The sequence below is a fragment of the Streptomyces sp. SCSIO ZS0520 genome, from assembly GCF_025643355.1.
In the GTDB taxonomy this organism is placed as follows: Bacteria; Actinomycetota; Actinomycetes; order Streptomycetales; family Streptomycetaceae; genus Streptomyces; species Streptomyces physcomitrii.
In genome coordinates this window covers 100,548-120,536 of the sequence record NZ_CP092644.1, presented here as the reverse complement: position 1 = coordinate 120,536, position 19,989 = coordinate 100,548, and the positions used below count along the sequence as shown (strand labels likewise).

Here is a 19,989-nt window from a genome sequence, read left to right as displayed (position 1 = left end):
AGAGTGAGCTGGGAGAGAGCCGATGGTCCGTCACCCCTGGGACGTTCAGGCGCCGGACGCACCCGTGCGGCTGTTCTGCCTTCCGTGGGCCGGAGGCAGCGCCGTCTTCTACCAGCGGGCCTGGCAGAGAGATTTCGCACCGGACGTCGATGTGCGGCCCCTCGAACTCCCGGGCCGCGGCATCGAGTCGGACGAGAAGCTGCTGCGCCGGGTCGACGACCTGGTCGACTTCCTCCTCGACCGCCTCACCCCGCTCCTGGACCGCCCCTACGCCCTCTTCGGCCACAGCATGGGCGCCCTGCTCAGCCTGGAACTCACCCGGCGCCTGGCCGCCGAGGGCTACCCCGCGCCGGTCCGCCTCTTCCAGTCCGGCAGCGGCATCCCCGGACGGCGGCACCGCACCACCGGCCGCGCCCTGCACACGCTGCCCGAGAACGAGTTCCGGGAGTGGCTGCGCACCACCGGCGGGACGCCCGCGGCCGTCTTCCAGAACCCCGAACTCCTCGACCATCTCTCGCCGTTGCTCCGTGCCGACTTCGAACTCTGCGATGTCTACCGGGAGCGCGGCGGTGCCCCGCTGTCCTGCCCGGTGACCGCGATCGGCGGCGACGCCGACCCGTACGTCCCCGTCGAGGCGCTCTCCGAATGGAGCGAGATCACCACCGGGCCCTGCGAGTTGATGGTGCTCTCCGGCGGCCACTTCGCCTTCCAGGACCACCTGGACCGCGTGCGGTCCTATGTCGCCGCGGCGCTGCGGACCGCGACGGCCGGACTCACCCACTGACCAGCCCGTACGCCGCGCCACCGGACCCCACCTGCTGAGCGGCGGCAAAGCCGCGGCGAGGCATGCCCCCGCCCGGCCGCCGCTCCGCCGCCGGAACGCGCGAGCCGCAGCGGGCCGCGTGGGCGTGAGCCGCCGGCCCGGAGGAGGAACCGTGATCCCGCTGTCCCATGCCCAGAACCGGCTGTGGCCGGCTGACCGGCTGGGCACCGGCCACGAGGCCTGCCATCTGCCGCTGGTGCTGCGGCACTCCGGCCCGCTCGACGTGCGCGCCCTGCGCCTCGCGCTGACCGACCTCGTCGCCCGGCACGAGATCCTCCGCACCGTCTTCCCCGAACGCGCCGGGGTGCCCTACCAGCAGATCCTCACCGAGGCCCCGCTCCCGCTGCCGGTCGAGGAGAGCGGCCAGGAGCGGCTGACCGAGGACCTGCGCCGGGTGAGCGCCGAACCCTTCGACCTGCGGACCGGCATCCCGCTGCGGGCCCACCTGTTCAGCCTCCCCGGCGGCAGCCACGTACTCCTGGTGGTGCTGCACCGCATCGCCGCCGACGAGGACTCCCTCTCCCTGCTGCTCACCGGGCTCCGCGAGGCGTACGCGGCCCGCCGCGAGGGCGCGCCGCCGTCCTGGAAGCCGCTGCCGGTGCAGTACGCCGACTTCGCGCTGTGGCAGCGCGAGGTCCTCGGCGATCTGCGCGACCCGGACAGCCTGCTCAGCCGTCAGCTCGGCGAGTGGAGCACGGCCCTCGCCGGGCTGCCGCAGCGGCTCACCCTGCCCGCGGACCGGCCGGGGCCCGCCCGGTGGGAGAGCCCGGCGGGCTGCGTGCGCTTCAAGGTCGGGGCCGCCCTGCACCGGGACCTCCTCGACCTGGGGCGCGGCAGCAGGGCCACCCTCTTCATGGTGCTGCACGCCGCCCTGGCCGCCCTGCTGACCTCCCTCGGCGCGGGCGAGGACATCCCGGTCGGCTCACCCGTGACGGGCCGCGCCGACGAGGTCCTCGAAGGGGTCGTCGGCTGCTTCACCAACACCCTGGTGATCCGCTCCGACACCGCCGACAAGCCGTCCTTCCGCGAACTGCTCGCCCGGGTCCGCGAACGCGTCCTGTTCGCCTACGCCCACGGCGACGTCCCCTTCGACCTGCTCGCCGAGGAGATCGCCCCGGCCTCGGCCGCCGCCCGCGCCCCGCTCGTCCAGGTCCTGCTGTCGCTGCGCACCGAACGCGCCCAGGAGCCCGCCGGGGAACCGGAGTTCACCCGCGAGGAGCCCGCCCGCCGCACCGCCCCGGCCGAACTGGATCTCGCCTTCACCCAGCGCCGCGCCGGGGACGGCACCCCGCAGGGCATGACCGCGGTGCTCACCTACGCCGCCGACCGCTTCGACCACCCGACCGCCCAGTCCCTCGCGGGCGAGCTGCACACCCTGCTGCGCACCGCCGTACGCGAGCCGCTCCCGCCGCCCGGCACCGAGGAGCTCCTCGGCCCCGAGCAGCGCGGTCCCTTCGCCACCGCCGAGGCGGAGCAGCCCGGTTCACGGATGCGCCGCAGCAGACGCGAGCGCCTCGGCCACCGCCGGGAGGAGGTCGCCGCGGCACCGGGGGAGGGGCCCGGCGAGGACCTGTGCGCCGCGGCGGCGGCCCGGGCCAGGCCCCCGGCGACCCCGCTGGAGTCGAGCCTGTGCCGGATCCTCGCCGAGGTGCTCGCCGTGGAGGAGGTGGAACCCGAGGACGACTTCTTCGAGCTGGGCGGGGACTCCCTGCTCGGCATGCGCGTCCTCAGCCGGGTCCGCGCCCGGCTCGGCATCGAACTGGGCGTCTGCGCCCTCTTCGACGCCCCGACCGCCGCCGGTCTCGCCGAGGCCTTCACCCGCGCCGAGCAGGACGCCGCCGACGACGACGAGCGAGGCGACGAGCCGCCCGGAGGGCAGCCGTGCGGGGAGGGCCCCCGCGCCTGAGGTCCCTCCCCGCACGTCGGCGGCGCCGCGGACGGACCGCGGCGCCGCCCGCTCACTCGGCGACGTACGTGGTGGCGCTCCAGTCCAGGACGAGGAGTTCACGGCCGCCCTGCCGCACGGTCTCGCCGCTCGCCTCGAAGTGGTCGTAGCGGTTGCCGCGGAGGAGCTTGAACCTGCTGCCGGGGTCGGCGACGAAGTGCTCCCGCTCGTGCAGCGGGTAGTTCTCGGCCGGGCCACCGCGGAGGATCACATTGGTCTGCTGCTCGGACTGCGTCATGTGCGGGCGCTCCCTTGTGCGGATCGGGGTCGGAACCTGCCGGTCCGCCCCGGCACCGCGGTGGACCGCGACCCGCTCCGGGGCCGCGCGCCCGGCTCCGGTGGCCTGCGCGCCGGCCCGCGCGCACCTCTGTTGCAGCGGTGCTCGCGAGTCCGGTCCCCTCGGATCCGGGGCCCGACGGCCGTGAAGGGTCCGCGCGTGCTCGCGCGGGCCGCGCCCCGGCCGTCCGGCCCGCCCCGGGCGGACATGGCACCGATGAAGCCATGGCCCGCTAAAGTGCGGCCTGCGTCACACTTCCGTACGGCGGACACCGGTGAGCGGGGAGGTCCCGCGGCTCGGAAGCTCAGTCGCTCAGTCGCTCAGTGGTTCCGGGTGCCGTCTCCGCGCGGGTCGGTGTCCCAGAGGTGGGTGCAGTCGGGGCACTGGAGGAAGACCCTCGGGCCCTTGTTGCTCAGCAGGTACTGCCAGTGCCGGGTGCAGCTGCGGCCCGCGCCGCAGGTACCGCAGTCCGCGCCGTGATCGCAGTTCGGGCAGGGCAGCCAGGCGCGGCGCCCGATGTCCGCCATCGGGTCGAGCGGCATCACGGCCGGGCCTGCCGGTCCTCCAGGACACCCGCGGCCACGAGCAGCTCGTAGGTCTTCTGCTGCTCCGCGTCGAGACCGGAGTAGAGCAGATCGTGGGCGGCGCGCTCGCCCTCCAGTACGGCCACCGGGTCCCAGTCGGAGCCGAGCGCCTCGACGACCGCGGCACGGCGCCGCATCTCGCCCTCCGTCAGGTCGACGCCGAACGCGAACTCGCTCACGGGGACCACCTTCACTACCGGGAACACAGGGCTGACCTCCAAGGCTCGCCCCGCTCCGCCGGTCCGTGCAATGACCCAGGTCACGTAGGGGTCGGTGTGACACGGATCGTCCGCGTACGGTCCCGCTACGTGTTTGCACGCCTGAGGCCGTGCCCGCGGCCGTGCCCCGGAACCCGCCGCCGGGCGGTCACCCGGGCCGCGGTTCAGTGGGCCGGGCGCAACCGCCAGACGCCGGGCCGCAGTTCGAGTCCGCCCGGGCTCCCGGGGGCGTCGCGCACCCCGGCCAGGCAGCGCCGGGCGTAGGCCTCCAGGCGGGGCTCGCCGAGCGCCGCGGCCAGCCGCAGGCACTCCGCGAAATGCCGCTCGGCCGCCTCGGGCCGCCCGCGGTCCAGGGCCAGCAGCGCGCCCACCCGCCGGGCCTCGTACCGGCCGCGTCCGCCGTCCCCGCTCGCCGCGAGCGCGAGGTCGAGCAGCCGGGCCGCCTCGGTGAACCCGCCCGCGTCCAGGCTGAGTTCGGCGAGCCCGGCGAGGCAGCGGCCGGTCTCCTCGGCGTCCGGGACCCCGCGCGCCAATGCGAGGGCGGCCGCGTAGTGCGCGCGGGCTGCGGTGTGCTCCCGCCGCTGCCAGGCCAGGTCGCCCAGCGAGCGGCGCAGGCGCGCCTCGGCCCGGCGGTCGCCCGCGCGCCGGGCCGCGTCCAGGGCGCGGGTGTGGCCCTCCCGCCAGGGCCCCCAGTCGGCCTGCTCCTCGAAGGAGGGGGTGAGCGCCTCGGCGAGCCGCACCACCGGGGCCCACAGCCCCAGGTCATGGGCCCGCTCCAGGAGCCGTACGAGATCCGGGTGCGCGGCGCGCTCCGGGCTGCCGCCGTGGTACGCCGCCGCCAGCCGGGTGGACAGGTGGTCGCAGAGCCGACCGGTCGCGGCCCGCAGCACCGGTGCCTCGTCCTCCGCGTGCAGCCGCTCCAGGGCGAGCAGCCGCAGCGCCTCGGGCAGCCGGAAGCGGGCCCCGCCCGGTGCGGCGGCGGGCACGGTGGTGAGCAGGCCCTCGGCGAGCAGCGCGCCGAGCCGGTCCTCCGCGGCCCCCGGTCCGCTGCCGAAGAGCGCCGCGGCGGCGGGCACCGTGAAGGGCCCCGGCGGCAGCAGCCCGAGCAGCCGGAAGCCCGCCGGGTCCGCGGCGGTCCCGTACGCGGACTCCAGGGACCGGGCGAAGCGGGCGCTGCCGCGGCGCAGCAGCCCGAGCCGGGTGTCCTCCGCGCGCAGCCGCTCGGCGAGGCGGTCGGCGTCCCAGTGCGGGTGGAGCGGGAGCAGCCCGGCCGCGGCGCGCAGCGCGCCCGGCAGCGCCCCGCACCGGCGCACGATCCGGTCCAGGACGGCCGGATCCGGGGCGCCGCCGGAGGCCTCCGGCCCCTGCTGCGCCCTGCGGGCGGCGAGCAGCAGCTCCCGCGCCTCGGCCGGGTCCAGCTCGCCGAGCCGGAGGGTCCGGCCCTCGACGCCCGCCGGGCTCCGGCGGCAGGTCGCGAGGACCACGCTGCCGGGGGCGGCGGCGCACACGGGCAGGATCAGCTCCGCCCGGTCGGCCCCGTCCAGGACGAGGAGCAGCCGCCGCCCGGCGGTGAGCGTCCGCAGCAGTGCGGCCAGCTCGGCGCCGTGCTCCGGCAGCGTGCCGGTGGCCCCGCAGCGGCGCAGCACCTCGGCGAGCAGGCGGGCCTCGTCGCGGGGCGCCCCCTCGGCCCCGCACTCCACCAGGACCCGGCCGTCCGGGAAGCCCGCCGCGTGGGCCGCCGCGAGCGCCAGCGCCGTCTTGCCGGTCCCGGGCCCTCCGGTCACCAGGACGCAGCCGCCCGCGCTCGCGGCCAGCTCCGCGCCGAGGGCGTCCAGGGCGGCGGTCCGTCCGGTGAACAGCGGTTCCGGCGGCGGGAGTTCGTCCGCCACCCGGTCCGGGAGGCGTACCGGTGCCGTCCCCGGCGCGGTCTGCGGCGCCTCCGTGAGCACCACCGGTGCCTCCGGCGGGCCGAGCAGGGTCTCGTCGGCGGCGAGGATCCGGCGGTGCAGCTCCTGGAGCGCGCGGCCCGGCTCGATCGCCAGCTCCTCGACCAGGGTGCGGCGCAGGGCGGCGAAGGCGCGCAGCGCCTCGGCCTGCCGCCCGGTGCGGTAGAGCGCCACCATCAGATGCGCGTGGAACTCCTCGCGCAGCGGGAACTCCGCGGTCAGGCCCTGGAGTTCACCGACCAGGTCGTGGTGGCGGCCCTGGTGCAGCTCGGCGCGTATCCGCTGCTCCAGGGCGCTGGTCCGCAGCTCGGCGAGCCGGGTCGCGGCGGTGCCAAGCAGGGCGCCGTGCGGGGTGTCCGAGAGCAGCGGGCCGCGCCAGAGTGCCAGGGCGCGGCGCTGCCGGTCCGCCGCCCGGTCCCAGTCCCGGTCCTCCATCGCCTCGCGCCCGCGCGCGTGCAGGGACTCGAAGGCGCTCAGGTCCAGCTGCTCCGGGTCCACCTGGAGGAGGTAGCCGGGCATCCGCGTCTCCAGCGTCCCGGTGCCGGGGGCGCCGCCGAAGAGCCGCTTGCGCAGCTGGGAGACGTACACCTGGAGGGTCGTCTTCGCGGTGCGCGGCGGCCTGTCGCCCCACAGCTCGTCGATCAGTCCGGCCACCGAGACGATCTCGCCGCGGCGCACCAGGAGCGTGGCGAGCACCACGCGGAGCTTGGCGGCGCGCGGGGTGAGGGTGCTCCGCCCCGGCTCGGCGGCCCGCACCGCCAGGGGACCCAGTACCTGGAACCGCATCCGAGCCCCCGTCCCCCTCGCGACCCCGGCCCCCACCCGGCCGCACTCGCCCTTGCCTCCACCGTAGGAGCCCGCACACCCCGAACGGCACCCGGGCCGCCCCTGTTCCGGCCGCCGCCACCCCTGCCCGGGCTCCGGGGGCCCGCCGGAGGCGTACGTTCCGGTGGCAGGAGCGCTCCGGCCCACCCGCAAGCACCGCTTTAGTCACCGGCCGCAGCATGCGAGGGGCCGCGGCGGCAGCACACCGGCATCCCCGATCCGCCGGTCGCGACAGCGAGGGGGCAGGCGTTGACAGGGTTCACGACGTTCACCGAGGTGCTGCGCGAGCGGGCCGCCGCACATCCGGGCCGCGAGGCCCTGGTCTTCCTGCCCGCCTCCGGCGGCGCCCCCGAACGCCTCGACTACGGGACGCTCGACGCCGCCGCCCGGAGCCTCGCCCACCGCCTGTGCGCCCTCGGCGCCCCCGGTCGCCCCGTCCTCCTCGCCCACCCGCCGGGCCCCAACTTCCTGAAGGCGCTTGCCGGTTGCTTCTACGCGGGTGCCGTCGCCGTGCCCGTACCGGTGCCGGGACCGGGCGGCGAACGCCTGCACCGGCTCACGGGTGTGCTGCGCGACAGCGGCGCCCGCCTCGTCCTCACCGACGAGGAGCACGCCCCCGACCTCTCGCTCCGGCTGGCGATGGCGGGCCTCGGCGACACGGTCTGCCTGGCCGCGGACCGGCCGGAGGCGACCGCCCCCGGTGGCGAGGAACCCCCCGCGCGGTCCGGCGGCGACCTCGCCCTGGTGCAGTACACCTCCGGCTCCACCACCCGCCCGCGCGGCGTCCTGCTCAGCCACCGCAACCTCCTCGCCCAGCAGTCCACCCTGCAGAACATGCTCCGCTCCACCCCCGCGGACCGGCTCGGCGGCTGGCTGCCGCACTTCCACGACCTGGGCCTGATCGCACACCTGCTGCACGCCCTGTGGCTGGGCACCCGGTGCGTCCAACTCCCCCCGGAGACCTTCCGGAAGAGCCCGGTGCGCTGGCTGGAGGCGATCGGCGAGCACGGCATCACCATCGGCGGCGCGCCCCACTTCGCCTACGAGCGGTGCGTCGAGGCGGTCACCGAGGAGCAGGCCGCGGGACTCGACCTCTCCGGCTGGCGGCTGGCCCTCGACGGCGGGGAACCGGTGCGCCCCGCGGGGCTCGTCGCCTTCACCCGCCGCTTCGCGCCCGCCGGATTCCGCGCCGAGGCCCTCTGCCCCGGCTACGGACTCGCCGAGGCCGCCCTCGCCGTGAGCTGCGGACGGCCCGGACTCCCTTATGCCGTACGGGACTTCGACGCCGCCCGTCTCACCGCGGGCGAACTGCGGCCCGCCGCGCCCGGCGCCGCGAGCCGCGCCCTGGTCGGCCTGGGCCGCCCCGCGGGCTGCGAGCTGCGGATCGTGGACCCGGCCGACGGCAGCGAACTGGCCCCCGGCCGGGTCGGGGAGATCTGGGTCCGCGGCGAGGGCGTCGCCCGCGGCTACTGGAACCGCTCCCCAGGCGGCACGGACACCCCGGACGGCGCGGAGACCTTCGACGCCACCCTCGACAGCGGCGAGGGCGGCTATCTGCGCACCGGCGACCTCGGCGCCCTGGAGGCCGGGCAGCTCTACGTCACCGGCCGCCTGAAGGACCTCCTCTTCCTGGAGGGGCGCACGATCCACCCGGCCGACATCGAGGCGGCCCCGCGCGAGCTGAGCCCCGCCCTCGGCACCGGAGTCGGCGCCGCCTTCACCGTGGAGGCGGACCGCCCCCGCCTCGTCCTCGTCCAGGAGATCCGCGCCGACCGCACCGACCCGGGCCGCCTGCCCGCCCTCGCCGCCCGGATCCGCCTGCTGATCGCCGAGGAGTTCGAGGTGCCCGCCGAGAACATCCTCCTCGTCGCCCCCGGCACCGTCTCCCGCACCACCGACGGCACGGTGCACCGCGCCCGCACCCGCACCCGCTTCCTCACGGGCGAAACGGAGAGCCTGTACGAGACGCTCACCCCCGATGTCCGCGCCCTGGTCCGCCCCGAGCACACCGCGCTCGGGCACGACCTGCTCCAGCGCCCGGTGCCCGCCGAAGCGGACCTCGCGTGGTGAGCACCCACGCCGGTGCCCCGGGCACCGGCGTCGCCCGCCGCCCCGAGCCGCCCCCGGTGCGCGCCGCCCGCCTGGAGGACCTGCTCGGCGACCCGGCCGCGCACCGGCCCGCCGGTCACCGGGCGCTGCTCGCCGCCGACCGCCGGGGGCAGCCGCCGGCGGAGGCCGAGGCCCTGCTCGACGACTTCGGGATGGGCGCGGAACTCGTCCCCCGCGCGCTCGGCGGCCACTTCGACTCCGCCGAGGGACTGCTGCGGATACTGCGGCCGGCGGCCCGGCGCGATCTCGCCCTGGGCGCCGGGGCCTTGGACTCCTTCGCGGCGGCCTCGCCGGTGTGGGCGGCCGGGCGTCCGGACCAACGCGCGGCCCTGGCCGCCCTGTTGCGCTCCGGGGAGCGCGCCGCCCTCGTGGCCCCGGCCGGACTCGCGGACCACACCCTCCAGGTACGCGGGCCCGGCCTCCGCGGCGAGGCACCCGGGATCGCCCAACTCCCGCGCGCCCGGGCGCTGGTGGTCTTCCCCCGCCGGGAACCGGAGCGCACCGGCCACACCGCCCTGCTGCTCGACCCGGCCGCCCTGCCCCCGGACCGCGCCCGCCTGCGCCCCCGCGCACCCGGGCCCGGACTGCGCCATATCTCGTACGGAGACCTGGAGTTCACCGACTGCCCGGTACCCGGCGGGAGCCTGTTCGGCGACCCCGGGGACGGGATGCCGCTCGCCCTGCGCTCGCTGCGCACCGCCCGGACCCTGACCGCGGCCCTGTGCGTAGGCGCCGCCGACACCGCCCTGCGCACCGCCGCCCTCGCCGGACGCGCGGACCGCAACTCGCGTGGCCCGCAAGCCGGTTCGGAACGGCGCGACCCCCGGCGCACCGCCGCCGTCCTCAGCGCCGCCTTCGCCGATCTGCTGCTCTGCGACAGCCTCGCCCTCGCCGCCACCCGCGCCCTGCACCTGCGCCCCGCGGAATCCGCGCTCTGCTCGACGGCCGCGGCGAGCCTCCTGCCCCGGCTGCTCCGCGGGACCCTCCAGGACCTCTCCACCCTGCTCGGCGCCCGGATCCTCGGCGAGGAGGGCGGCGCGGGCATCCTCGCCAAGCACCTGCGCGACCTGCCCGCCCTCGGCGCCGCCGCGCGCTGCCGGGCCGCGCTCATCCCCCAACTGCCGCTGCTCGCCCGGGAGTCCTGGTCGCGCGAGCCGGAGCCCTCCGGCGAACTCTTCCACCCCGGCGGCCCCTTGCCGCCCTTCGCCCATGCGCCGCTCACCACGGCGGCCCGCCGGGACGTACTGGGCGCCGCCCTCCTCGCCACCGCCGAGCAGCCCTTCCCGGACGACCCGGCGGGGCGCACCCTGGCCACCCTGACCCGCCAACTGTGCGCGGACCTGCTGGACTTGAGGGATACGGCCCGCGCGCTGCCCGCACCCCGCCCCGGTCACGCCGCCGCCCCGGCCTGGTTCGCGCTCGCCGACCGCTGTGTGCTGCTGCTCGCCGCCGGGGCCGTCCTCGGCGTCTGGCGCCACCGGCGTGCCGCGGGCGACCCCTTCCTCGCCGACCCCGCCTGGGCCGCCGCCGCCCTGCACCGACTCGCCGTCCGGCTCGGCGCCCCCGCCGTGGACCTGCCCGCCTCCTGCACCGCCCGCCTGCACGCCGAGGTCCTCGCCCGCTGCGCCCGCCGGGAGAGCCTCGACCTGTACCGCACCGCCCTCGCCGGATGACCCGCCGCCCCCGTACGCCGAGGAGTACCGGATGACCCGCCCCGCCCCCTGGTACGAGAGCGCCGCCCTGCACGGCTGGCTGGCCCACCGGCTCTCGGTCTACCTGGAGCGGCCCCCGGTCCGTATCGACCCCACGGTGCCCCTCGTCGAGTACGGACTCGACTCGGTGGGCGCGCTGAGCCTGTGCGGCGACATCGAGGACGACTTCGGCCTCGCCGTCGACCCCCGCCTCGCCCGCGAACTCCCCACCGTGACCGCCCTCGCCGGATATCTGACCGCACAGGGCGCGCACCTCGACCGGCCCGAGGGGTGGCCGTGGTGAGCACCCCGGCCGCCCCCGGTCTCGACCGCTCCCTCGCCGTCACCCCGGCCGAGGGCGGGCGGGACGCCATCCGTGAGGCCCTGGCGCGGCACGGCACCGCGCTGGTGCACGGCTGCCTCGCCGACTGGGAGACCGCGGACCAGGACAGCCCCGCCATCCGTGCGCTGCGGGGCCGGGACCGGGAGCGCTACCTCGCCCTGCCCGGCGCGGCGCGCGCCCGCTTCGCCGCCTCGCGCCGCCTGCTCGCCCATCTGGTGGCCGCCGCGCTGGACACCCGGCCCGGGGAGTTGGAGCTCGGCCACGACCCCACCGGGCGGCCCCGCGTCCGCGGCCTCGACGAGATCTGCCTCAGCCTCAGCCACACCGGGCGGCTCCTCCTCGCCGGGCTCACCACCCGGGGGCTCCTCGGCGTCGACGCCGAGGCCGCCGACCGGGCGCTGCGCTCCCGGAGCCTGGTCAGGCAGCTGTGCACGCCCTGGGAGCTCGGTGAACTCGCCCTCCTCCCGGAGGCCGCGGGCGATGCCGGACTGGTCCGGCTGTGGACCCTGAAGGAGGCGTACACCAAGGCGATCGGGCAGGGCATGCAGTTCCCCTTCACCGAGTTCGGCTTCGGCTTCGGGGACGGGCCGCTGCGGCTGCTGCTCCCGGACGGGCGCCCCGGCGCGGACCCCGCGTGGTCCTTCGGCAGCTTCGGCCTGGTGAGCGGCGGCGAGGCCTACCGGGTGAGCGCCGCCCTGCTCGACGAGGGCCGCGCCCCTTCGCCGGGACTGGTCCTCGACGCGGAGGTGGCCGGGGCCGTCACCGCCGCGCTGTACGGCGACGGCCCCGGGCCCTGAGGGGCGGCGGCCCCGGGCCCTGACGGGCGGGGAGCCGTCGGGCCGGGTCACGGCAGGTGGGTCACCGTGGCGGTGGCCTCGATGACGGTGCGCCGCTGCTGGCTGAGGGTCAGCGTCAGGGGCGCCCGGCGGCTGCCGTCGGCCGCCCGGTGCGGGGCCCCCGCGATCGCCGTGCAGCGCAGGGGGAGTTCGGGCTCCGCGTAGCCGCGTACCTGTGCGTCGAGCGAGGAGAGCAGCAGCCCGGCCATGGGGAGCCGGTGGGTGCGGTGGGCGGCGAGCAGCGAGGACTGGCGCACCGCTTCGAGCAGCAGGGCGGAGGGGACCGGATGCCCGGCCGGGGGCCGCAGCGGGTGCGCCGGGGGGATCAGGACCCGCGCCGAGAGCCGCCCGCTGGAGGCGAACTCGGCGTCCTGGAGCAGGACGTTGTCCGGCCGGAGGCGGCCCACCGAGGCGGGCTCCACGGGAGGCGCCGCCGGATCCCGGTCCGCCGGGGCCCGGTCCGGATCCCCGTACGCGGGCGTCTCGTGGCCGTCGAGGGCTTCCCGGCGGCTGGTGCTGCGGTGCCGCGCGCCGAGCAGGGGCGCCAGGAAGATCAGTTGGGCGGTGGCCGTGCCCGCGGGGCGGTCGTCGATGTCGAGTGCGGCGCGGAACTCCAGGGCGCGCGGCACATGGTCGATGACCTTGTCGGGGGTGACCGTCATGGCGACCGTCAGCAGTCCGGGGCCCGCCGCGGTCCGCCAGGCGCCGAGGTCGCCCGCCTCGATGCCGAACCGGTAGAAGAGGCCGGTGCGCTGCGGGGCGATCCCGAAGTGCTGCGGGCCGATGAACTCCGCGGCCTCGCGCACCATCTCCGCGGCCGCCGCCAGCTCGTGCCAGGTGCCCGGGCCGTCGTTGAACAGCGGGTGGGCGCGCGGGAGTTCACCGGTGAGCACGAACTCCTCGGCGGGCCCGGGCGCCGTGGACCGCGGCCGGTGGATGAGGTGGCGGGTCGGTAGGGCGCGGACCGCCGCACCGGACGCGTAGTCGCTCACCAAGGGGCCTCCCCGGGGGTCTCGGCTGCCGGACAGAGCTGTGCAGTCCAAGACTGGGTCAACAGCCGGGCCGGTACCAGGGCGCGCGGATGGCAGTTTGCTGCTGGTCAGCTACTGCGGTGCCCCGGCACCGGCCGCCGGGCCCCGGTTCGGAGCCCCTCGGTGCGCGCGCCTCAGTACGTGAGCATCGCGTACAGCCCCAGGTGGTTGGACTTGGTGCTGTTCACCGTGTGGTCGACGGGGGAGGGGGCCACGGTGCCGCGGACGAAGAGGTAGTCGATCTTGCGGGTGCCGTGGGTGGGCTTGGCGCCGTAGCCGGTCATGCCCTGGGCGGAGAGAGTGTCGGCGGGGATGCCGGAGCGGTTGGCGTCCATGCCGACGACGCGGAGGGTGGAGGCGTTCATCAGGCGGGTGGCGTCCGCGCCGAGGTGGATGCCGGTGCCGCCGATGCCCTTGTCCTTGTCCCCGGCGCAGGCGTGCGCGGAGTTCTCCTGCGGCAGGTGCATGGTGGCGGCGAAGACGCTGGTACCGGTGGTCTTCACGGTGAACCGGGCCGCGATGGCGCTGGTGCGCCGCCACTTGTGCGCGTTGGTCGCGCCCTCGTCGGCGTTCGGCGGCTTGTAGAGGGTGCAGCCCTGGCCGTCGGCGTAGGCGGTACCCGGCTTGAGCCAGCCCGCGCTCCAGTAGTCCGCCACGTCACCGGAGGCGAGGTTCAGGCGCTGGGAGTTGTAGAGGATGCCGTTGGTCTGCTTCTTCTTCAGGTTCCCGAGGTCCTGCGAGGAGCAGTGGTGCGAACCGCCCCACTCCTCGGGGTCCTCGTTCGCGAGCACCGTCTTGTACGTCCCCTTGGGCAGGCCGAACTTGGCGGAGAGCTGGTCGGCGTAGGCGTCGGCCTGACCGCGCCCGCGGATCTGCTGGACGATCAGCAGATCGGGTGCCTTGACCCCGGCCGTGCCGGTCTTGCCGCTGTCGTCGACGAGGAGGGAGGAGAGGTGGTCCGGTCCCGAGATCCGGGTGCAGCTCCCGTCGGAGTTGTTGCGCACCAGGTTCTCGATGTTGTTCGAGTAGACCCGCAGCGTCCGGTCCTCGGCGGCGGCCGGGGCGTTCGCCCCGGTGCCGCCCTCGCCGGTGCTGGCGTGCGCCGCGAGCGGGGCGGCGAAGGCGGCCGTCAGCAGGGCCGCCCCGGTCAGGCGGCCGAGGCTTCCTCGGGTGGCGGGCATGGACCAGCTCCTCGATGTGGGGTGCGCGCGCCGGCGCCCGGGCACGAGGGCTCGGGCGCCGGTAAGTTCCGTACGCGCAAGGGCGGTTGGGGCGAGCGCTGAGATCCTAGAGGCTCCCCGCCCGGCCCGCCCCCGGACCGGCTCAGTCCGCAACAGGCAGGACGCACACCGGAGTCGGGGCCGCGAAGGGCGTACCGACGGCCTTGAGGGTGCCGGTGGCCTCGTCCCGGGCGAAGACGCCGACGCTGCCCGACTTCTGGTTCGCGGCGAACAGCCAGCGGCCGGTCGGGTCCAGCGAGATGTGGCGCGGGTAGGAGCCCTGGGCGGGCACCGTGTCGAGCAGGGTCAGCTCGCCCCCGCCGCCGCCCACCGCGAAGCGCGCGATGCTGTCGTGGCCCCGGTTGGAGACATAGACGTAGGCGCCGTCGGGGGAGAGCAGGACCTCGGCCGGGTAGTTGCGCTCCCCGGCGGGATCGCCGGACGGCACGGTCGGCAGGGAGTCCAGGACGGTGATCTCGCCGCTCGCGTCGTCGTAGGAGCAGACCGAGAGGGAGTCGCCCAGTTCATTGGCCACGTACAGGTGGCTGCCGCCGGGGTGGAAGGCCGCGTGCCGGGGGCCGAGCCCGGGGGTCACCCGGTTCTGGACGACGGCTTCGAGCTTCCCGGTGCCGGTGTCCAGGCGGTAGGTGTAGACGCTGTCCGTGCCCAGGTCGACCGCGAGGACGAACCGGCCGGAGGGCGTGCCCAGGACCATGTGCGCGTGCGGGCCCTCCTGGCGGTCCGGGTCCGGACCCGAGCCGGTGTGCTGGACGAGGTCGCTGGCCTCCCGCAGGCTCCCGTCCGCCGCGAGGGGGTGGACGCTCACGCTGCCCGAGGTGTAGTTGGCGCTCAGGACATGGCCGCCCTCGCCGTGGACCAGCAGATGGCAGGGCCCCTCGCCGCCGGTGGGGCTGCTGCCGAGGACGCTCAACTCGCCGTCCCGCACGGCGATCGCGGTGACCGAGCCCTGCTGCTCGTTGACCGCGTAGAGGTGTCCGGGCGCCGAGGCGAGAAAGGAGGGGTCGCTCACCCCGGCCAGGCTGCCCTTCCCGGTGATCGCCCCGGTGCCCGGGTCGAAGGCGGCGATGCCTATGCCCTGGCCGCCGCCCGAGGAGGTGTAGGTCCCGAGGTAGAGCGGCACGGTGGCGGCGGCGCGTGCCGCGCGGGCCGGGCCGGAGGTGAGGGCGACCGCGGCGGCGGCGCCGGTCGCGGCGAGCAGCGTCCGGCGGCTGAGACGGCCCGTCCCCAAGGGGCGGTGCGGGGTGCCTGTCATGGTGTGGGGGTCCTTCCGGTCGGTGGGGGGAGCGGTCAGGCGGCGGTGGCGAAGGGCGGCCGGGCGTGCGGGACCTCGAGCGCGTCGAGCCGGGTGCGGTGCCCGTCCAGGCGGGCGGTGAAGTCCGCGTAGTCGCCCGCACCGCCCCAGACCCGGTCGGCCAGGGCGCACAGCCGGGGGTAGACCAGGTACTCGATGTGCGCGGGGGTGGCGACCAGTTCGGTCCACAACTGGCCGGAGGCGCCGAGGACGCGGTCCGCGGCGGCGGCCCCGTCCCCGGGCGGCGTCAGGTCGAGTCCGTGCACGGCGGGCAGGTCGACCACCAGGCCGGACTGGGCGAGCAGCCCCGGATCGCCCTCCTCGCGGGCGTAGTCGAAGTAGGTGGCGCGGTGGTCGGCGAAGACGACGTGCTGGCCGCGCCGGGCCGCGGCCCAGGCGTGCGCGGGCTCGCGCCAGCTCATCACCGTGCACTCCTCGGGCAGCGTGGTCCCGGTCTCGGCCCAGGCCACCGGCCGCCGCCCGGCCCGTACCAGGTGGTCGGTCATCCGCTGCATGAACCAGGGGTGCAGCGCCCCGGGACCCGCGAGGCCCTCCCGGCGGACCCGGTCGAGCGCGGCCGGGCTGCGCTCCCACTCGGTGGTCGGGCACTCGTCCCCGCCGATGTGCACATGCTCGGAGGGGAAGATCTCCATGGTCTCGTCCAGGACGGTACGGAAGAAGTCGAGGACGTGGTCCGAGACGCCGAGGGTGTTCTCGCAGACGCCCCAGCGGGTCCAGACGTCGAGGGTGCGCCCCGGGTCGTTGCCCAGCTCGGGGTAGGCGGCGAGGGCGGCGCGCACATGGCCGGGCATCTCGATCTCGGGGACCACCGTCACCCCGCGGGCCGCCGCGTAGGCCACCAGCTCCCGCAACTCGGCCGCGGTGTAGGCCCCGCCGTGCGGCGTCCCGTCGTAGCGGGTGCTGCGGGAGGGCCCGATCATCGACTCGGCGCGGTGGCCGCCGATCTCGGTGAGCCGGGGGTGGGCGGCGACGGGCATCCGCCAGCCCTGGTCGTCGGTGAGGTGCAGATGGAAGACGTTCAGCTTGTGCAGGGCGAGCAGGTCCACGTAGCGCCGCAGATAGGAGACGGGCTGGAAGTGGCGGGCGACATCGAGCATCGCGCCGCGCCAGGGGTGCCGGGGCACATCGGAGATCTCCACACACGGCAGCGCCCACTCCACGCCCGGCTGGGGATCTGCGGCGAGCGCCTGCGGCGGCAGCAGCTGCCGCACCGTCTGCACCCCGCGCAGCAGCCCGGCCGGCCGCGCCGCCCGCAGCAGCACCCGGTGCGGGCTGACGGTCAGCCCGTACCCCTCCTCGCCCAGTCCGCTGAGCGCGGGATCGAGGACGAGGACGAAGGCGCCGTCCGCGGCGGCGGGCAGCGGCAGCCCGGTGGCCGGGGCGAGCAGGGTGCGCAGGAGCCGCGCGGCCGGTTCGGTGCCGGGGCCGAGGCGCAGCCCGGTGCCGGTGTCCAGGCGGAAGGCGCCGGTGCGGTGGGCGCTGAGGAAGCGGGGGCGGGGGACCAGGGCGAGTTCCGGGCGGTGCAGGTGCACGGGGGTCTCCAGGGTCGGGTGCCGCGGGACGGGGTGCCGGGGATCAGCCCTTGACGCTGCCCGCGGCGAGACCGGAGGTCACATGCCGCTGGAGGACGAGGAAGATGATCAGCGCCGGGAGCGCGAAGAGGGTGGAGGCGGCCATGGTCGCTCCCCAGTCGGTGCCGAAGGTGGACTGGAAGGAGGAGAGCCAGACCGGCAGGGTCCGGCTGTCCTGCTCCTTGATGATGAGGAAGTTGGCGTAGGTGAACTCGTTCCAGGCGGTGATGAAGCCGAAGAGCGAGGTGGCCATCAGGCCGGGCGCCAGCAGCGGGAAGGCCACCCTGCGGAAGGCGCCGAGGCGGGTGCAGCCGTCGACCTGGGCGGCCTCCTCCAGCTCCGGCGGGATGCTCGCGAGGAAGCCGCGCAGCACGACCACGGTGAACGGCAGCGTGATCATGAAGTAGATCAGGGTCAGGGTGGGCAGCCGGTCGAGCATGTCGGTGTCCCGGGAGATGATGTAGATCGGGATGATCAGCGACTCCCAGGGCGCCATCTGCGCGAGGAAGACCGCCAGCATGAACTGCCTGCGCCCGCGCCAGCGCAGCCGGGCCACCGCGTAGGCGGCGCCGAGCGCGACCAGCAGGGCGAGCAGCACCGCGCTGAGCGTGACCAGGATGCTGTTGCGCCAGAACAGCCCGAAGCCGTCGGCGGAGACCGCGTCCTGGAAGTGGCGGAAGGTCCAGTCCCCGGGGACCAGCCGGGGGTCGTAGGACTGGATGTCCTGGGAGGGCTTGAAGGCGGTGGTGACCATCCAGTAGACGGGGAACAGGCACAGCACCACGGTCACCGTCGCCGCCAGGTACAGCGGCGAGCGGCGAATCCAGCGGACCGGCCGGCCGCGGCCCGCGCGCGGGGCAGGCGAACCGGCCCTGGGCGCGGCCGTCTTGACGGGTGCGGTGGTCACAGGTGCTCGCCCTCCTGACGGAACAGCTGGCGGAAGTAGAAGACGAGGACGCCGCTCATGAGCAGCACGGTGACCATGGAGGCCGCGGAGCTGAGGTCGTAGCGCTGGTTGGACAGGGCGGTCTGCACCGCGTAGACGGGCAGGATGGTGGTGGCGTCGCCGGGGCCGCCCTTGGTCATCACCCAGATCTGCACGAAGGCCTTGAAGGTCCAGATCACCTCCAGGGACAGCACCAGCATGAACAGCGGCCGGATCAGCGGGAAGGTCACCGAGCGGAACAGCCGCCCCGCGCCCGCCCCGTCGATCCGCGCCGACTCGTACAGCTCGCGCGGCACGGTGGTCAGCGCCGAGTAGAGGGTGATCGCGGCGAAGGGCACCGACTGCCAGACGATCAGCGTCACGATGATGGCGAAGGCCGCCTTGTCGTGCGCGAGCCAGGCGTAGCCCTCGTAGGAGCTGAAGCCGAGGCTGACGAGGACCTCGTTGACGATGCCGAAGCGGGAGTGGAAGAGCCACTGGAAGACGGTGGTCGCGGCGATCACCGGCATCGCCCAGACCAGCACCAGCGAGCCGAGCACCACCGTCCGCCCGAAGCGGCCCAGCCGCTCGATCATCAGCGCCACCAGCATCGAGAGCACCATGATGAGGACGACGTTGACGGCCATGAAGAGGAAGGTCCGGCGGACGACCTCCCAGAAGCGGGCGTCGCCGAGCAGCTCCCGGTAGTTGCGCAGCCCCACGAAGGAGGCGTCACCGACGATCAGTTGGCGCAGCCGGAAGTCCTGGAAGGAGATCACCACGGCCCGCGCCAGCGGATACAGGAGCAGGTAGAGCATGCCCGCCACGGCGGGGGCGATCAGTACGTAGGCCCAGGGCGAGTTCCGGTCGCTCGCGCGGGGCCGGTCCGCCGGGGGCCGGGGCCGCCGCCGGGCCGCGGGGGCGGCGGCCGGCGACGGGGTGCCCGGCTCGTGGACGATGGACACGGCGGCTCCTCGTCGTCTGCGGTGGGGGTGTCCGGTCGGGGCCGGGGTCAGGAGCCGCCGGCGAGCGCGCCGGTGATGGTGCGGGAGGCCTTCGCCGCCTCGCTCTTGGCGTTGCCGCCGGTGAGCACCGCGGTCATGTAGTTCTTGATCGGGTTCTTCGCCTCGACCGCGGCCCACTCCGGGGTGTTGGGCGTGGCCCGGCCGTTGACGGCTCCGATCGCCATCGCCGCCGCGCCCGGTTCGGAGTTGACCGCCTCGGCGAGGGTGACCTTGTTGGGCACATAGCTCATGGTCCGCGCCAGCTTCTTCTGCCAGGCGTCGCCGGTGAGTTCCTTGATCATGGTGTACGCCTCGTCCTGGTGCGCGGCGGCGGCCGGGACGACCAGGTCGGAGCCGCCGGTGAAGACGGCCCCCGGCTTGTCGGCGCTCTTGCCCGGGATGGGGAAGAAGCCCAGCTTGTCCTTGAGCTCCGGGTTGTTCTCGGTGACGATGTCGGCGGCCCCGGGCACCGCGATGATCTGCGCGGTGTCGCCCTTGGCCATCACCTCGGCCTGCGGCGGCTGCGCCTCGTCGGAGTCCTTGGGGCCCTTGCCGAGTGCCTGGAGCCGCTCGTAGAACTCCATGCCCTTGAGCGCCTGCGGGCTGTCCAGGCCGCCCTGCCACGTGCCGTTGCGGTTCACCGCGAGGTCGCCGCCCTCGTCCCAGATGAACCCGGCCAGGGCGTACCAGTTCTGCCCGGGCAGGTAGATGCCCTGCGTGGCCCCCTTGTTGACCTTCTCGGTGGCCTTGATCCACTGCTCCCGGGTGGTGATCTTCGAGGCGTCCACCCCGGCCTTCTCGAAGAGGTCCTTGCGGTAGACCACGACCCGGTTGGCCGCGTAGTACGGGATCCCGTACTGCTTCTTCTCGTAGGTACCCGGCTCGGCGAGGCCCTTGACCCAGGCGTCGCCGCCGAGTTCCCCGACCTTGTCCGAGAGGTCGGTCAGGCCCTCGCTCTGGGCGTACTGGGCGACCTGGGTGTTGCCGACCTCGATGACGTCCGGGGCGTCGTTGCTTGCCAGCGCGGCGGTGACCTTCTCGCCGATGCCGTTCCACTCCTGGATCTGGATCTTCAGGTCGATGTCCGGATGCGCCTTCTCGAAGCCGGTCTCGAACTGCTTCTGGAAGGCCGCCGAGACGCTGCCGCGCATCAGCCACACATCCACTCCGGTCCTGCCGCCCTCCCCGCCGCCGGAGTCACCGGAGGAGGAGCAGGCGGCCAGCGAAAGGCTCAGTGCGGCGGCTCCGAGCAGGACGAGCGGGCGATACGACATGGTTCACCTCAAGATGCCTGGGGCGGACAGAGCA

General features: G+C 75.4%; 17 protein-coding genes and 1 pseudogene. 6 read left to right on the top strand and 12 right to left on the bottom strand.

Annotation, left to right across the window (positions count from 1 at the left end; all coding sequences use genetic code 11):
- The first annotated feature begins 22 nt into the window (after nt 1-22).
- Both MID12_RS00455 and MID12_RS00450 read left to right on the top strand, forming a co-directional pair.
- The gene (locus MID12_RS00455; RefSeq protein WP_263164081.1) at nt 23-784 is read left to right on the top strand and encodes a thioesterase II family protein; all 762 of its coding nucleotides are present in this window, start codon (nt 23-25) and stop codon (nt 782-784) included.
- Between the two features lie 151 nt (nt 785-935).
- Nucleotides 936-2,729, top strand: coding sequence for a condensation domain-containing protein (locus MID12_RS00450; protein ID WP_263164080.1), 1,794 nt, complete (start codon nt 936-938; stop codon nt 2,727-2,729).
- A gap of 52 nt (nt 2,730-2,781) precedes the next feature.
- On the opposite strand, the gene MID12_RS00445 is transcribed toward MID12_RS00450, so the two are convergent.
- From MID12_RS00445 to MID12_RS00430, 4 genes are all read right to left on the bottom strand, one after another.
- Nucleotides 2,782-3,006 carry a DUF5988 family protein gene (locus MID12_RS00445; protein ID WP_040246038.1) on the bottom strand — a complete coding sequence of 75 codons (225 nt, stop codon included), beginning with the start codon at nt 3,004-3,006 and terminating at the stop codon, nt 2,782-2,784.
- A gap of 359 nt (nt 3,007-3,365) precedes the next feature.
- Nucleotides 3,366-3,590 (bottom strand): hypothetical protein, encoded by a 225-nt coding sequence (locus MID12_RS00440; RefSeq protein ID WP_040246037.1) that lies wholly within the window; start codon nt 3,588-3,590, stop codon nt 3,366-3,368.
- A complete protein-coding gene (locus MID12_RS00435; protein WP_411577034.1) occupies nt 3,587-3,823 on the bottom strand; it encodes a DUF6400 family protein in 237 nt (78 codons plus the stop codon). The genes MID12_RS00440 and MID12_RS00435 overlap by 4 nt, the downstream gene beginning before the upstream one ends.
- 188 nt (nt 3,824-4,011) lie before the next feature.
- Nucleotides 4,012-6,579, bottom strand: coding sequence for a BTAD domain-containing putative transcriptional regulator (locus tag MID12_RS00430; protein WP_263164044.1), 2,568 nt, complete (start codon nt 6,577-6,579; stop codon nt 4,012-4,014).
- Nucleotides 6,580-6,867: 288 nt separating this feature from the next.
- Between MID12_RS00430 and MID12_RS00425 the strand changes: the two genes are divergently transcribed.
- From MID12_RS00425 to MID12_RS00410, 4 genes are read left to right on the top strand one after another with little or no spacing between them, the layout of a single operon-like run.
- Complete coding sequence (locus tag MID12_RS00425; RefSeq protein ID WP_263164040.1) at nt 6,868-8,688, top strand: fatty acyl-AMP ligase; 1,821 nt, start codon at nt 6,868-6,870, stop codon at nt 8,686-8,688.
- Entirely contained in the window at nt 8,682-10,400 is a 1,719-nt protein-coding gene (locus tag MID12_RS00420; protein ID WP_263164039.1) for an acyl-CoA dehydrogenase, read from the top strand. Before MID12_RS00425 ends, MID12_RS00420 begins: the two co-directional genes overlap by 7 nt.
- 31 nt (nt 10,401-10,431) lie before the next feature.
- Entirely contained in the window at nt 10,432-10,722 is a 291-nt protein-coding gene (locus MID12_RS00415) for an acyl carrier protein (RefSeq protein WP_040246033.1), read from the top strand.
- Nucleotides 10,716-11,558, top strand: a complete 843-nt coding sequence (locus tag MID12_RS00410) for a 4'-phosphopantetheinyl transferase family protein (protein ID WP_263164035.1) — start codon at nt 10,716-10,718, stop codon at nt 11,556-11,558. Before MID12_RS00415 ends, MID12_RS00410 begins: the two co-directional genes overlap by 7 nt.
- Before the next feature lie 47 nt (nt 11,559-11,605).
- On the opposite strand, the gene MID12_RS00405 is transcribed toward MID12_RS00410, so the two are convergent.
- The 8 genes and pseudogenes from MID12_RS00405 to MID12_RS00375 all read right to left on the bottom strand — a co-directional run bounded on the left by MID12_RS00405 (nt 11,606) and on the right by MID12_RS00375 (nt 19,955).
- Nucleotides 11,606-12,589, bottom strand: a complete 984-nt coding sequence (locus MID12_RS00405) for an AfsA-related hotdog domain-containing protein (protein WP_263164032.1) — start codon at nt 12,587-12,589, stop codon at nt 11,606-11,608.
- A 173-nt stretch (nt 12,590-12,762) separates the two neighbouring features.
- Entirely contained in the window at nt 12,763-13,809 is a 1,047-nt protein-coding gene (locus MID12_RS00400; protein ID WP_078844666.1) for a hypothetical protein, read from the bottom strand.
- A gap of 142 nt (nt 13,810-13,951) precedes the next feature.
- Entirely contained in the window at nt 13,952-15,121 is a 1,170-nt protein-coding gene (locus tag MID12_RS00395; protein WP_263164027.1) for a lactonase family protein, read from the bottom strand.
- A gap of 35 nt (nt 15,122-15,156) precedes the next feature.
- Complete coding sequence (locus tag MID12_RS00390) at nt 15,157-16,278, bottom strand: beta-N-acetylhexosaminidase (protein WP_411577033.1); 1,122 nt, start codon at nt 16,276-16,278, stop codon at nt 15,157-15,159.
- A gap of 87 nt (nt 16,279-16,365) precedes the next feature.
- Nucleotides 16,366-16,635 (bottom strand): annotated as a pseudogene (locus tag MID12_RS32350) (glycoside hydrolase family 20 zincin-like fold domain-containing protein); the annotation flags it as partial.
- A gap of 121 nt (nt 16,636-16,756) precedes the next feature.
- On the bottom strand, nt 16,757-17,575 hold the full coding sequence (locus MID12_RS00385) for a carbohydrate ABC transporter permease (protein WP_040255929.1): 819 nt from the start codon (nt 17,573-17,575) through the stop codon (nt 16,757-16,759).
- A gap of 80 nt (nt 17,576-17,655) precedes the next feature.
- Nucleotides 17,656-18,636 carry a carbohydrate ABC transporter permease gene (locus tag MID12_RS00380; protein ID WP_411577032.1) on the bottom strand — a complete coding sequence of 327 codons (981 nt, stop codon included), beginning with the start codon at nt 18,634-18,636 and terminating at the stop codon, nt 17,656-17,658.
- 53 nt (nt 18,637-18,689) lie between these two features.
- Entirely contained in the window at nt 18,690-19,955 is a 1,266-nt protein-coding gene (locus MID12_RS00375) for an extracellular solute-binding protein (protein WP_040246027.1), read from the bottom strand.
- Nucleotides 19,956-19,989 lie beyond the last annotated feature (34 nt).

What these genes read in the sequence shown, in the direction of transcription:
- MID12_RS00395 (WP_263164027.1), bottom strand. Translation starts at nt 15,121, where the DNA reads ATGACAGGCACCCCGCACCGCCCCTTGGGGACGGGCCGTCTCAGCCGC.
- MID12_RS00400 (WP_078844666.1), bottom strand. Translation starts at nt 13,809, where the DNA reads ATGCCCGCCACCCGAGGAAGCCTCGGCCGCCTGACCGGGGCGGCCCTG.
- MID12_RS00375 (WP_040246027.1), bottom strand. Translation starts at nt 19,955, where the DNA reads ATGTCGTATCGCCCGCTCGTCCTGCTCGGAGCCGCCGCACTGAGCCTT.
- MID12_RS00455 (WP_263164081.1), top strand. Translation starts at nt 23, where the DNA reads ATGGTCCGTCACCCCTGGGACGTTCAGGCGCCGGACGCACCCGTGCGG.
- MID12_RS00415 (WP_040246033.1), top strand. Translation starts at nt 10,432, where the DNA reads ATGACCCGCCCCGCCCCCTGGTACGAGAGCGCCGCCCTGCACGGCTGG.
- MID12_RS00390 (WP_411577033.1), bottom strand. Translation starts at nt 16,278, where the DNA reads ATGCTCGATGTCGCCCGCCACTTCCAGCCCGTCTCCTATCTGCGGCGC.
- MID12_RS00430 (WP_263164044.1), bottom strand. Translation starts at nt 6,579, where the DNA reads ATGCGGTTCCAGGTACTGGGTCCCCTGGCGGTGCGGGCCGCCGAGCCG.
- MID12_RS00445 (WP_040246038.1), bottom strand. Translation starts at nt 3,006, where the DNA reads ATGACGCAGTCCGAGCAGCAGACCAATGTGATCCTCCGCGGTGGCCCG.